Genomic DNA, 13,274 nt, shown 5'->3' on the forward strand with positions numbered 1-13,274 from the left:
GCTGGGCACCAGGAGAAGGGCCGATGTGCAACGAGTACAGCTCGAAAGTGGACGCCGCGACCATCAACGAGGACTTCACGGCCGCGGGGGTCGATCTCCGTTCCCCCGAGGGCACGCCGAACATCGAGGCCCGGGACAGCATCAAGATCACCGACATGGCCCCGATCGTCCGTATGAGCGAGAACAGGGCGGGCGACCTGGTCCAGCGGCGCTGGAGCTGGCCGGGGCCGGGCGGCAGGCCGGTCTACAACTTCCGCTCCGACGGCCGCGAATTCGCCACCGGCCGCTGTCTGATCGTCGCCGACGGCTTCTACGAGTTCACCGACCCGGCGGATCCGGCGAAGAAGCGGAAGGACAAGTGGCTGTTCACCAGGGCGGGGGAGCCGTGGTTCTGCATCGCCGGGATCTGGAGAGCCGCCCCGGAGGTCGGCGAGGCCTTCACCATGCTGACCACGGCCCCCGGGTCGGACATTGCGCCCTATCACGACCGCCAGGTCGCCATCCTGGACCGCGCCGACTGGGTCGCCTGGCTGGACCCCGCGGTGTCGGCGAAGACCCTGCTGAAGCCGCTGCCGGCAGGGAGCCTGACGGTCGGGCAGGTCGGCTAGGTCTCCAGCAGCACCGACCCGCTGGTGCGGCCGGCCTCCAGCGCCCGGTGGGCTGCGGCCGCCTCGGCCAGGGGATGGACCGCGCCGATCAGCGGCCGCAGCCCGGCCTCGACCTCGGCCAGCACCTCGGCCGCGGCGCGCGGATAGACCACGGGATCGGGCAGGTAATGGCGCAGCACGCTGGGCCGGGCCAAGCCGATCGAGCGCGCCGGCCCCAGCTCGCCGACATCGATCGTCGGCAGGCTGCCGCCGACCTGGCCCAGGCTGGCGATCAGGCCGTAAGGCGCCATGGCGTCGAAGGTCCTGATCAGCGTGTCGCCGCCGACGCCGTCGATCGCCATGTCGGCGCCGCGCCCGCCCGTCGCCTCGCGCACCGCGGCGACGAAATCGGTCTCGCGGTAGAGGATCGCGTGGTCGACGCCATGCGCCTTCGCCAGCTCGGCCTTGCGGGCGTCGCCGACCGTGCCGATCACGGTGGCGCCGCGGCGCTTGGCCCATTGCGTGGCGATCACGCCGACGCCGCCGGCCGCGGCCTGGATCAGCACCGTGTCGCCGGGGCGCAGCGGCCGCACCCGCTCGAACAGCATATGCGCGGTCAGGCCGCGAACCAGCACCGCGGCGGCGACATCGAAGCCGATGCCGTCGGGCAGGCGGATGGCGCGGCCGGCCGGCAGCAGTCGGCGTTCGGCATAGCTGCCGGTCGGCAGCCCGGCATAGGCGATGCGATCGCCCTCGCGGAGGCCGGTCACGCCCGGCCCGACCCGCTCGACCGTGCCGGCGCCCTCGACGCCCAGCCCGGCCGGCAGGGCTGGCTGACCGTAGAGGCCGGTGCGGTGATAGATGTCGACGAAATTGACCCCGGCGAAGCGCTGCCGGACCAGGATCTCGCCTGGGCCCGGCTCGGCCAGGGTGACGGTGTCGAGCGACAGCACCTCCGGCCCGCCGGCGGCGTGGATGCGGATGGCGCGGGTGGTGGTGGACATGCGGCCTCCTCGGTTCGGTCGGCCGAAGATGGATCCTGTACGCTCCGTTCGGAAGTCCGGGAATTCGCACGCGATCCGTGCAAGAATGCACGGATGGAATGGGGTGACGTCCGCTACTTCCTGGCCCTGGCGCGGGCCGGATCGCTCTCCGCCGCCTCGCGCCGGCTGGGCGTCGAGCACACCACCGTCGCCCGCCGGGTCGACGCGCTGGAGGCGGCGCTCGGCACCCGGCTGTTCGACCGGCTGCCGCGCGGCTGGCGCCTGACCGCGGAGGGCGAGCGCCTGGTCGACGACGCGGTAAGGCTGGAGGAGGAGGCACTGGCCTTCGCCCGCCACGCCGCCGGCGGTGCCGGCGTCGCCGGCCCGGTCGCGGTCTCGGCCCCGCCCTTCCTGGCCAACCACTTCGTGGCGCCGCGGCTGGGGCCGTTCCTGGCCGCCCATCCCGGCATCGTGCTGACCCTGATCGGCGAGAAGCGGGCGGCGCTGCTGGGCCAGCGCGAGGCCGACATCGTGCTGCGCCTGTCGCGGCCGGCCGAGCACGGCGCCGTGGCCCGCCGGGTCGGCACCATGGCCTTCGGCCTCTACGCCGCGCCGTCCTATCTGGCGGGCCGGCGGCCGGAGGATTGGGTGTTCCTGGGCGATGACGACTCCTCGGGCGAGCTGCCGCAGCATCGCTGGATGCTGGCCTATGCCGGGCCGCGGCCGCTGGTGCTGCGCAGCAACGACATGGCGACGCTGCTCCAAGCCGCCCGCGCCGGCATCGGCATCGCCGCCTTGCCCTGCTTCGTCGGCGAGGCCGATGCCGGCCTGACCTGCGTCGAGGCCGATCGCGACGGCGTCGGCAGCCGCGAGATCTGGATCGGCATCCATGAGGACCTCCGTCGCTCCCCGCGGATGCGGCTGGCGATGGATGCGATCGTCGCGATCTTCACCCGCGAGCGCCGGCTGCTGGAAGGAGCTGCCTCGTAGGTTGGGTTCGCGGTGGCGAACCCAACAGTCCGAGCCGGCCGCGGGATGTTGGGTTCGCCGAAGCGAACCCAACCTACGCGCTGACGGCAGTCACACCCCCGTCGCGGCCCGCAGCGCCTGGTCGAGGTCGGCGATGATGTCGCCGACGGATTCCAGGCCGATCGACAGACGGATCACCTCCGGCCCGGCGCCGGCGGCCTTCAGCCCCTCCGGCGTCAGCTGGCGGTGGGTGGTCGAGGCCGGGTGGATGATCAGCGACCGGGCGTCGCCGATATTGGCCAGGTGGCTCAGCAGCTCGACGCCCTCCACCACCTTCACGCCGGCGTCGAAGCCGCCCTTGACCCCGAAGGTGAAGACCGCGCCGGCGCCACGCGGCAGGTACCGCTTTGCCAGCTCATGGTACTTGGACGACGGCAGGCCGGCGTAGTTGACCCATTCCACTGACGGATGGGTGGACAGGAACTCCGCCACCTTCTGCGCATTCTCGATGTGCCGATCCATCCGCAGCGACAGCGTCTCGATGCCGAGCAGGGTGAGGAAGGCGTTCAGCGGCTGCTGGTTGACGCCGAGGTCGCGCAGGCCGACGGCGTGGCCGTAGAAGGTGTAGGCCAGGTCGCCGAAGGTCTCGTGGAAGCGCAGGCCGTGATAGCCCGGCTCCTCCCCTGTCAGGCCCTTGAACTTGTCGGACTGCGCCCAGTTGAAGCGGCCGGAATCGACCACCACGCCGCCGATCGAGGTGCCGTTGCCGGACAGGAACTTGGTGGTGGAGTGGACGATGATGTCGGCGCCGTATTCGATCGGCCGGCACAGATAGGGCGTCGCCATGGTGTTGTCGACGATCAGCGGCACGCCCAGCTCCTGCGCCACACGGGCGATCGCCTCCAGGTCGCTGACCACGCCGCCGGGATTGGCCAGGCTCTCGACGAAGATCGCGCGGGTCTTGTCGTTGGCGGCGCGGCGGAGGTTGTCGGGGTCGTCGGCGTCGACGAAATGCGTGGTCCAGCCGAAGGCGCGCTTGAAGCTGTTGCCGAGCTGGTTGATCGACCCGCCATACAGCTTGTTGGCGGCGACGATCTCGGCCCCCGGCTCCATGAACGGGAACAGGGCCAGCAGTTGGGCGGCGTGGCCGGAGGCGGTGGCGATGGCGCCGACGCCGCCCTCCAGCGAGGCCAGCCGCTCCTCCAGCACCGACACGGTCGGGTTGGTCAGGCGGCTGTAGATGAAGCCCAGCTTCTGCAGGTTGAACAGCGAGGCGGCGTGATCGACATCCTCGAACACGTAGGAGGTGGTCTGGTAGATCGGCGTCTGCCGCGCCCCGGTGGTCGGGTCCGGCCGCGCGCCGGCATGGATCGCCAGCGTCTCGAAGCCCGGGCCGCTGCTGCTGTCGGACATCATCCTCACCCTTTTCGCTGAATTTTCGACGAGATCACGCGCGACGAGGTGCCCATCCAGCTCAGCTCGCCGTTCAGCCGCGCCCATTCGATCTTCGGGCAGCGGTTCATCACCACCTGGATGCCGGCGGCCTCCGCCTTCGCCGCGGCGGCGTCGTTGCGCACGCCGAGCTGCATCCAGATCACCTTGGGCCTGGCCGGCAGGGCCAGCGCCTCGTCGACCACCCCCGCCGCGGCCTCGCTGTTGCGGAAGATGTCGACCATGTCGACCGGCTGCGGCACGTCGGCCAGCCGGGCATAGACCGTCTTCTTCAGGATGGTCTGGCCGGCGACGCCGGGGTTCACCGGGACGACCTTGTAGCCCTTGCCCTGCAGATAGGTCATGGCGAAGTAGCTGGGCCGGTTCCAGTTCGGGCTGGCCCCGACCATGGCGATGGTCTTCACCCCGCGCAGGATGCCGCGGAGATAGCCGTCGTCGTAGCGCTCGTGGTCCATTCCGGTCTCAGCGTCCTTGCCAGACGGGCGGGCGCTTGGCGATGAAGGCGTCGATGCCCTCCTCGGCGTCGCGGGCCAGCATGTTCCGCACCATCACCTCGCTCGCATATTCATAGGCGCCCTGCAGCCCCATCTCGGCCTGCTCATAGAACGCCTCCTTGCCGATCGCCAGGGTCAGCGGCGACTTGGCCGCGATCTGCCGCGCCAGGGCCATGGTCTCCTCGGCCAGCCGCCCGGCCGGCACCACCCGGTTGACCAGGCCCAGCTCGCGCGCCCGGTCGGCGGTCACGGCGTCGCCGGTCAGCAGCATCTCCATCGCCGGCTTGCGGCCGACGGCGCGCGACAGGGCGACCATGGGGGTGGAGCAGAACAGGCCGATATTCACGCCCGGCGTGGCGAAGCGCGCTTCGGCCGCGGCGACGGCCAGGTCGCAGGTGGCGACCAGCTGGCAGCCGGCGGCGGTCGCCATGCCCTGCACCTGGGCGATCACCGGCTTGGGCAGGCGGGTGACCGCCAGCATCAGGGCCGAGCACTGGGCGAAGATGCGCTCGTAATGCTCGCGGCTTGAATCGGCGCGCAGCTCTTTCAAATCGTGGCCGGCGCAGAAGGCCGGGCCGGATGCCGCCAGCACCACGACCTTGACCGACCCGTCCTGGCGGATCGCCTGCAGCTCGGTCTCCAGCGCCAGCATCAGCGCCAGCGACAGGGCGTTGCGCGCCGCCGGGCGGTTCAGGGTCAGCACGGCGACGCCGTCGGCATCCTGCCTCAGCAGCGGGGCATCCTCCGCCGGAGAAGCGGCGGGCAGCGGGGCGGCGGACATGGCGGTTCCTCGGGTCCGGTCGGTGCGGCACGCACTCTACCGCGATGCCCGGCGGATGAAACAGGGCCGACGGCTTTTCGTGTTCACGGGCCGAGCCGCGTGCCCTAGAGTTAGGTCTGATTTCCTCGGCACGGCTCGATGAGGAGGGCGTCATGGCAACGTCGACTGTGGACCCGGCCCGCCCAGAGCCCTCGATCCCTCCCTCTCGCCCGACCGAGGCAGACGGGAACCAGGTCTCGGCTTGGCAAAGCGCCGTGGCGAGCGCGCGGACGGAGCATCAGGCGCCGAGGGCCGGGCCTGTCGGCGAGAAGCGGGCGGTCGATCCCTCTTCGATGAGCGTGCAGGAGATCCGGGACGCGTATGGCATCCCGGATCTCGCGGGGGACGGGATCCTCGACATCAAGGTGGATGGCGACAAGACGGTCGCGACCAAGGCGACGGAAGATTTCGTCCAGACGCTGCGGGACGATCTGAAGAACGGAAAGATCGCGAAGGATTCCGACGAGGCCAAGCTGCTCGATCTGATCGACGCCCAGGGCGCGATCGACAACGGCTACGAGCTCTACGGCTATGCCGAGGCCATCCAGTCCGGCTCGACGACCTACCGCGAATCCCAGTCCGATCCGACCAAGCTGACCGGCACGGACGTGAAGGATCTGCTCGACGAGGAGAAGGTCGCCGGTGCGATCTCCGACCTGATGGGCAAGAAGGGCATCTCGGATCGCTATGACAGCGCGTTGAAATCGGCTCTCGACGGCGTGCCGTCCGACACGCTCGATAGCATCAAGAACAAGACCCTGGAGGGATTGTTCTCCGATGGGAAATCGAACGCCAAGTTCGAGGACTACATCATCGCCTTGAAGGAGAAGGCCACCGGGAGCGGCGATGACGGGCTGGCCGACAAGATCGACAAGGAGGTCGGGAATTACTTCAGCGCGCTGAAATACTTCGATCCCGAAAAATACGCTGCGCGCAAGCAGGAGTTCGACCAGAACATGATGACCCATCAGCTCGATGGGTATGTCGCGGACCCCGAGACGGTGGATCCGGAGAACCTCGATGCGGGCCTGCGCCAGACGGTCGACATCTGGCAATCGGGCATCAATGGCGTCCTGGGGGCCGCCGACAAGGGAAGCAAGGCCTACAAGGAAGCCGAGGCCATCAACATGTACTTCTCCGACTTCAAGGGCATGACCGACAAGCTCGGCACCGAGGACATGGCCAGGATGAACCTGGCCCTGCGCACGGTGTGGCAGGAGCTGCAGCCGGTGGGCGGCGCTCCCACGACCGATCTGCAGTGGGGCCGGCTCAGGGAGGTCACCGACCAGGTCATCAGCGACCGGCTGGGCGGCCTTTCGGAGGATGCGCGGAGCTCATTCCGCAAATTCGTGGACGGCGGCGCCAGAACCGGCACGTTCGGCGCGCTGACCGGCGCCATGAGCTTCGTCAGCGGCGGCCTGCAGCTCGCCAATGGCGGGTGGAGCGACATGTCCGGGAACGAGAAGATCGCGGCGGTGCGCGATCTCATCGGCGGCCTGAGCAGCGCCAACGATTTCGCCAAGTTCGGCTCGAACCTCGTCAATATGGGAACCAAGTCGGACGCGACCGCCTGGCTCGGGCTGCTCGACGACAATTTCCCGGATATTTGGGGCAGCTCCTCGCACGTCGATTCCGATATCGCCAAGAAGGTCAACGAGGCGGTGAAGACCGCCTCCGACAAGCTGGCGGCAGACGATGTCGGCCTCAGCCTGGGCAATCTGAGCGAGGCCGACCGCAAGGATTTCGACGACGCCATCTCCAAGCTCGGCGAACAGCTGGGGGCGTCCCCCGACGGGTCCATGGCCAAGAAGCTGGGCCGGACCTTCGTGCGGTTCATGGGCGGCGCCGGGCTCGATGTCACCGGCGGCGTGATGGACATCGTGACGGGCGTCCGGGCGCTGAAGAATGCCGACACGGCGCTCGAGAAGGCCGGCGCGGGGCTCAGCATCGGCGGCGGCTCGGCCACGACCGCGATGGCCGCCATGAACACCATCAAGATGTTCGCGCCGAACGGCTCCAACCTCGCCGCACGGCTCGGCGGCAATATCGGCGCGCGCGTGGTGCAGGGCCTGGCGATGGGCAGCCGCGTCCTCGGGCCCGTGCTCGGCATCGCCGGAACGGTCTTCGGCGTGGCCGGCGCGCTGATCGCCGAAGCCATCAACCATCAGAAGATGCAGAAGCTCACCGACTCCCAGGGAGAGTTCTTCCAGCGTCTCGCCGGCCAGGGGGTGACCGCCGGGGACTGGGGCGACAAGCTCGAATACGCCCGCTACGCCAGCTACATGTATGGCGGGCGGGACACGCCGGAGGACCAGTCCCTGTTCGCCTTCCAGAAGGACGAATGGGAGCATTTCCGGAGCACCGAGGGCGAACGCGGCAGCTCCCTCAACCGTTTGGCGCCCTACCTCCATCGCGACGGCAATCTGCGCGAGAAGAACCTGTTCGAGAAATATCTGTCCGGCGCGACGTCCCAGCCGGGGCCGCACGGCTACAGCTATCAGACGGACGACGCACGCCCCTTCGGCGATACCGACATGGATGCCGGCGGCTACGACTCGGTCAATGATTACTTCAGGATCAATGTCGCGCGCACCTACGATGCCGAGTTCTATAAAGCGAACCAGGCAAAGATGGAGACGATCATCGAGCGCTGGGACGAATGGAACGGCAAGGACTCGATCGTCAGCGAGAAAGATTTGAAGAAGATCGTCGCCGATACGGGGAAGAGCGAGGAAGAGAAGGCGGCTGCGCAGTTCCTGCTCGACAACAACGACTTCCGCCATGCGCTCGATGCCATCCGCGAGGGCGGCTCGTCGGACAGCAAGATCAGCTCGAAGGACCTCAACGCCTGGCTCGCGCAAGTCGCGCCGGACAGGACTGTGTAGAGCCCGCCCGGCCACCCGCGTCAGGGGTTGCGGCGGCCGCCGCGCTCCGCCCTACTGGCGGAAACCGGAGGGGAGGGCGGCGATGCAGCCGGCGATCGAGGCCGAGACCGTGGAGGCGATCATCCGCGAGGGCGTGCCGCTGATCGGCGCGTTCGGCGTTACGGTCGCGGCGCTGGGGGCGGGCACGGCGAAGCTGGTGATGCCCTGCCGCGAGGATTTCGTCCGGCCGGGCGGCACCATCACCGGCCCGGCCCTGTTCGGCCTGGCCGATGTCGCGCTCTACGCCGCGGTGCTCAGCCGGATCGGCCGGGTCGAGCTCGCGGTCACCACCTCGATGGCGATCAACTTCCTGCGCCGCCCGGCCCTGGTGCCGGTGATCGCCGAGGCCCGCCTGCTCAAGCTCGGCAAGCGCCTGGCCTATGGCGAGGTGCTGCTGTTCTCGGAAGGCGAGGACGAGCCGGTGGCCCATGCCACCGGCACCTATTCGATCCCGCCGCGCGGATGAAGCCCGCTACAACACGAAGTCTCCGGCCTTGAGGGCGATGACTCCGGTCAGCGCGATGTTGAAGTCGGAGACGCCGTCGCCGTTGATGTCGCCCCCGATGACGGTGGTGTTGCCGGACGTGGCATAGCGCAGCTGCCCGGCGACGTGGCCGAAGGCGGCCGTGCCGATGAAGCTGAAGGCCTGGTCGCCGGCGGTCGCCGATCTGGCATCGATGGCCGACAGGTCGATCCTGTCGCCTTGCGACCGGCTGAAATCGGTGATCCGGTCGGCGTTGGCGCCGAGACCGCTGTGCGATCCGGCGGAGAAGGCGAAGCGGTCGGCTCCGGCGCCGCCGGTCAGGACGTCCCGCCCGGCCCAGCCGTTCAGCACATTGGCGCCGCTGCTGCCGGTGATGGTATCGGCGCCGGCCGAGCCGACGGCGTTCTCGATGCTCGTGTAGGTGTCCCCGAACGCCTCGCCGGACGTCCCGACCCGGGTGCCCAGATTGACCGTGACGCCGGCGGCCGCGGTCGCGTAGGAGGCGGTGTCCAGCCCCGCGCCGCCGTCCAGGGAATCGGCGCCGGCGCCGCCGCGCAGGACGTCGTTCCCGCCCATGCCGCGCAGCGCGTTGGCGCCGCCGTTGCCGGTCAGCAGATCCGCCCCCTGGCTGCCGTTGAGGTTCTCGACGCCGAAATAGGTGTCGCCCTGGGCATAGCCGCCGACGCCCTTGCCGGTCGCGAGGTTGGCGGTGACGCCCGTGCTGCTCTCCGAATAGGTCGCGATGTCGGCGCCGTTGCCGCCGTCCAGCCGGTCGGCCCCCGACCCGCCCCGCAGGATATCGTCGCCGTCGAAGCCGTAGAGCCGGTCGCTGCCGGCCATGCCCCACAGGGTGTTGTCGCCGGACCCGCCGGCCATATAGTTGGCGAGGGCGTTGCCCGTGCCGGAAAGGTCGCCGTATGTCAGCATCAGGTTCTCAATGGCCCCGAACCCGACGAGCGAGAGCGAGACGGAGCTTTCGATCCCGTCGGTGCCCTCGCCGGCATATTCGATGATCTGATCCAGAAACACGCCGGTCGGGGAGAAGTCTTGCGCGCCGATGACATAGACATCGCCATCGGCACCCCCGACGAGATAGTCGATCCCGGCGCCGCCGATCAGCCGGTCGGATCCGGCATCACCATAGAGCCGGTCGTCGCCTGAACCGCCGGCGATAACGTCGTTGCCCTCCTCACCGGAGCAGTAGTCCTGGTCATCACCGGCATCGAGCGTATCGTTTCCATCGCCGGCCCGGAGATCGTCATCTCCCGAACCGCCGTAGATTGTGTCGTCGCCTATGGCCCTGCGATCGACGAAATCGTCGCCCGAACCGCCGTCGATGTAGAATTTGCCGTCACCATAGGCGCCGAGATAGTCGTTACCAGTTCCGCCGTAAATGTAGCTGGTCAGACCAGTTAGGACTTTGTGGCTGATGGAAATATAGTCATCTCCTGCGTCTCCGGAGTAACTTCCATTGTCGCCCCGAGCATCGTAGATGTAGTCGTCGCCGTAGCCGCCGGAGAGCTGGTCGTTGCCGCTGTAGCCGTCGAGAACATCGTCGCCGTATCCGCCGTAGAGCTTGTCGTTGCCGTCATTGGCGTCGCCGTAGGAGGTGCCGCCATCCAGGTTGTCGTCGCCATAGCCGCCATAGATCGTGTCGTCGCCGAGGTCACCGTAAAGGGTATCCTCGCCGTAGCCGCCATCGATCGTGTCGGCGCCGGAATCGCCCCGCACGAAATCGTTGTCGCCATAGGCGTAGATCTCATCGTCGCCGATCGTGCCGTTTATGGTGTTCTTTTCGCCGTCGCCATAGATTGCCATGTCAGCCTTCCCGTCTGCCTGGTTCCTGCCGTGGATCCGATCAGCTTGCCTTGACTTGGCCGCGGCGGCGTCATCCGAACCGTGGATGCGTACCCACGGGAACGGCACTATCCTGCCGGGTTTTCACCGGTCCGCGGATTTCGGGGCTCGCGGTGCTTCGGGGCGGGCATGCTGGCCGAGGCGGTTTCCTAACCTCCAGAGAGGTTATGGCAGGTTGCCACAATCCGGTCCCGAGGATTGCCATCTTCCGCTTGTCTTTTGGCCGCCTTTGCACGTTCGCGTGATTTCATGGGGCATTCGGGGCGAGCATGTTGGCGGAGGCGGTTTCCGGAGCGGTCGAGCGCATCTATGACGCGGCCCTGCGGCCGGGAGGATGGGCGGACGGCCTCGAAGCCGTGCGCGGGCTGGTCGGGGCCGGCCACGCGGTGTTGCTGACTCGGGAGGCGGGGCGGCCGGCCGCCGGGCTCGCCGTCGGTGTCGACCGCGCTTCCCTGGACCGGCTGGTGCAGGCGGCCGGCAGCGGCGGCCCGGCGGAGGCCTGGCTGCGGGCGATCCCGGCGGGGCGGGTGGTGGCGTCGTCCAGCCTCATGGCCGATGCCGAGTTCCTGCGGACCGAGATGTACAACGAGATCGTCCGGCCGATGGACGGCTTCCGTGCCGGCGTCTTCGCCTGGCGCGGCCGGGTGCGGTCGCACACCGTCGCGGTCTGCCGGCCGCCCCGGCTCGGGGATTTCGCGCCGGCGGAGCTGCAGGCGCTGCAGCTGGTGATGCCGCATTTCGCGGCGGCACAGCGCCTGCGCCGGCGGCTGGCCGCCAGCGAGCTGCTGGCGGCGGAGAGCCGGTCGGTGCTGGAGGCGCTGGACAGCGGCGTGATCCTGGTCGATTCCGACTGCCGGCCGTATTTCGTCAACGGGCGGGCGGCGGAGATCGCCCGGCGGCATCGCGGCCTGCGGCTGTCCTCGGCCGGGGTGGCCGCGGCGCTGCCCGCCGAAACCGCCTTCCTGCGCCAGCTGGTGGCGGCGATGTCCGCGATCGTGGCGCGACCGGCCGACGCCGCCCTGCCGCGATCCGCCGCCGCCTCGGCCCGGCTGTGCCTGTCGGATCCGGAGGGCGGCGCGCCGCTGGTGCTGACGGTCGCGCCCGTCACCGCCGTCGATCCGGCGGACGGGCGCTGCGGCCCGGCGCGGGCGGCGATCTTCCTAGCGGCGCCGGACGCCGCCCGGTCGGTCGACGAGCGGGCGCTGATCGCCGCCTTCGGCCTGACCGTGCGGGAGGCGGAGGTGGCGGCGCGCCTGGCCTCCGGCGCGACCATCGGCAGCCTGGCAGAGGAATGGGGCATCAGCGCCAACACGGTCCGCGGCTATCTCAAGGCCGTGTTCGACAAGACCGGCGTCCATCGCCAGGCCGATCTGGTCCGGCTGGTGATGCAGGGCTTCGCCGCGGCCTGATCGCCGGCATGGCGCCGAATGGCCAGCGATTCTGCGGCCTACGGCAAAGGTATCGAAATACCGTTGTCCTAAGTCTCTGTCGGATCTCTGCTTTTTTCCATTGACGCCGGCGGGCCGGACGCGTAGATAGCCGCGTCTCGCCGGAACCCCTCCCCAGGGGCGCCCGGCGGCATCCGTTCCCGACCCTCGATCAAGGGCCCGTCATGAAGACATATTCCGCCAAGCCCGCCGAGGTGGAGAAGAAGTGGATCGTGGTCGACGCCGACGGCGTCGTTCTCGGTCGGCTCGCCAGCATCATCGCGATGCGCCTTCGCGGCAAGCACAAGACCACCTTCACCCCTCACGTCGACACCGGCGACAACGTGATCGTCGTCAATGCCGAGAAGGTCCGGCTGACCGGCAACAAGCGCCAGGACAGCATCTTCTACTGGCACACCGGCTATGCCGGCGGCATCAAGGGCCGGTCCAAGGGCCAGATCCTCGACGGCGCCCATCCGGAGCGCGTGATCGAGAAGGCGGTCGAGCGCATGATCACCCGCGGGCCCCTGGGCCGGAAGGTCATGGGCAACCTCAAGGTCTATGCCGGTGCGTCGCATCCGCACGAGGCGCAGCAGCCCGAGGTGCTGGACGTCGCTGCCATGAATCCGAAGAACAAGAGGTAAGGCCGTGGCCGATCTGCAGTCCCTCTCCGATCTGAAGCCGACCCTCGAAGGCGCCGTGGCCGAGGCCGCGCCGGTGGAGCCGAAGCGCGACGCCCAGGGCCGCTCCTACGGCACCGGCCGCCGCAAGGACGCGGTCGCCCGCGTCTGGATCAAGCCCGGCAGCGGCAAGGTCACGGTCAACGGCCGCGACCAGGAGATCTACTTCGCCCGTCCGGTGCTGCGCATGCTGCTGAAGCAGCCGTTCGAGGTTTGCGACCGGGCGAACCAGTTCGACGTCGTCTGCACCGTCACCGGCGGCGGCCTCTCCGGCCAGGCCGGCGCGGTCCGGCACGGCCTCAGCCGCGCCCTGGTGGCCTATGAGCCGGGCCTGCGCGGCGCGCTCAAGGCCCACGGCTTCCTCACCCGCGACCCGCGCGTGGTCGAGCGCAAGAAGTACGGCAAGGCCGGCGCCCGCCGGAGCTTCCAGTTCTCCAAGCGCTGATCCGGACCGCTTCGGATCCATTGTTCGGAAAGGGGCGCCTTCGGGCGCCCCTTTTCCGTGTGCGCCAGGCATGGCGCGAGGTGCGAGAGCACCGAGAGCCGGGAGTGGTGCCCCGGTTTGTGACTTGGAGGTGAGAGTCCTCTGCGGGCCTT

General features: G+C 69.0%; 12 protein-coding genes. 7 read left to right on the forward strand and 5 right to left on the reverse strand.

The genetic code is table 11. The annotated features are described in order from the left end of the window. The first annotated feature begins 23 nt into the window (after positions 1-23). Positions 24-608 (forward strand): SOS response-associated peptidase, encoded by a 585-nt coding sequence (locus tag ACFW16_RS15130; RefSeq protein WP_380306306.1) that lies wholly within the window; start codon positions 24-26, stop codon positions 606-608. Here the strand turns inward: ACFW16_RS15130 and ACFW16_RS15135 are convergent. Further along, on the reverse strand, positions 605-1,591 hold the full coding sequence (locus ACFW16_RS15135) for a quinone oxidoreductase family protein (protein ID WP_380306308.1): 987 nt from the start codon (positions 1,589-1,591) through the stop codon (positions 605-607). The two genes, ACFW16_RS15130 and ACFW16_RS15135, sit on opposite strands and share 4 nt — an antisense overlap. 93 nt (positions 1,592-1,684) lie before the next feature. On the opposite strand from ACFW16_RS15135, the gene ACFW16_RS15140 reads away from it, so the two are divergent. Then, entirely contained in the window at positions 1,685-2,560 is an 876-nt protein-coding gene (locus tag ACFW16_RS15140; protein ID WP_380306310.1) for a LysR family transcriptional regulator, read from the forward strand. Positions 2,561-2,650: 90 nt separating this feature from the next. Here ACFW16_RS15140 and ACFW16_RS15145 read toward each other — a convergent pair whose 3' ends face one another. The 3 genes from ACFW16_RS15145 to ACFW16_RS15155 are packed head-to-tail and all read right to left on the reverse strand — an operon-like array spanning position 2,651 to position 5,266. Then, positions 2,651-3,952, reverse strand: coding sequence for an O-acetylhomoserine aminocarboxypropyltransferase (locus ACFW16_RS15145; protein ID WP_380306312.1), 1,302 nt, complete (start codon positions 3,950-3,952; stop codon positions 2,651-2,653). A 5-nt stretch (positions 3,953-3,957) separates the two neighbouring features. Next, on the reverse strand, positions 3,958-4,446 hold the full coding sequence (locus ACFW16_RS15150; RefSeq protein ID WP_380306314.1) for a CoA-binding protein: 489 nt from the start codon (positions 4,444-4,446) through the stop codon (positions 3,958-3,960). A 7-nt stretch (positions 4,447-4,453) separates the two neighbouring features. Beyond that, entirely contained in the window at positions 4,454-5,266 is an 813-nt protein-coding gene (locus ACFW16_RS15155) for an enoyl-CoA hydratase (protein WP_380306316.1), read from the reverse strand. A 152-nt stretch (positions 5,267-5,418) separates the two neighbouring features. On the opposite strand from ACFW16_RS15155, the gene ACFW16_RS15160 reads away from it, so the two are divergent. Beyond that, positions 5,419-8,190, forward strand: coding sequence for a hypothetical protein (locus tag ACFW16_RS15160; protein WP_380306318.1), 2,772 nt, complete (start codon positions 5,419-5,421; stop codon positions 8,188-8,190). Positions 8,191-8,272: 82 nt separating this feature from the next. Beyond that, on the forward strand, positions 8,273-8,695 hold the full coding sequence (locus tag ACFW16_RS15165) for a PaaI family thioesterase (protein ID WP_380306320.1): 423 nt from the start codon (positions 8,273-8,275) through the stop codon (positions 8,693-8,695). 6 nt (positions 8,696-8,701) lie between these two features. Here the strand turns inward: ACFW16_RS15165 and ACFW16_RS15170 are convergent, their stop codons facing one another. Then, on the reverse strand, positions 8,702-10,531 hold the full coding sequence (locus ACFW16_RS15170) for a calcium-binding protein (RefSeq protein WP_380306322.1): 1,830 nt from the start codon (positions 10,529-10,531) through the stop codon (positions 8,702-8,704). 311 nt (positions 10,532-10,842) lie between these two features. On the opposite strand from ACFW16_RS15170, the gene ACFW16_RS15175 reads away from it, so the two are divergent. The 3 genes from ACFW16_RS15175 to rpsI all read left to right on the forward strand — a co-directional run bounded on the left by ACFW16_RS15175 (position 10,843) and on the right by rpsI (position 13,122). Continuing rightward, entirely contained in the window at positions 10,843-11,979 is a 1,137-nt protein-coding gene (locus ACFW16_RS15175; protein WP_380306324.1) for a helix-turn-helix transcriptional regulator, read from the forward strand. Positions 11,980-12,182: 203 nt separating this feature from the next. After that, complete coding sequence (gene rplM, locus ACFW16_RS15180) at positions 12,183-12,641, forward strand: 50S ribosomal protein L13 (RefSeq protein ID WP_034842861.1); 459 nt, start codon at positions 12,183-12,185, stop codon at positions 12,639-12,641. A gap of 4 nt (positions 12,642-12,645) precedes the next feature. After that, the gene (gene rpsI / locus ACFW16_RS15185; RefSeq protein ID WP_380306326.1) at positions 12,646-13,122 is read left to right on the forward strand and encodes a 30S ribosomal protein S9; all 477 of its coding nucleotides are present in this window, start codon (positions 12,646-12,648) and stop codon (positions 13,120-13,122) included. The last annotated feature ends 152 nt before the right edge of the window (positions 13,123-13,274 follow it).

The sequence above is a fragment of the Inquilinus sp. NPDC058860 genome (assembly GCF_042743185.1).
Taxonomy (GTDB): domain Bacteria; phylum Pseudomonadota; class Alphaproteobacteria; order DSM-16000; family Inquilinaceae; genus Inquilinus.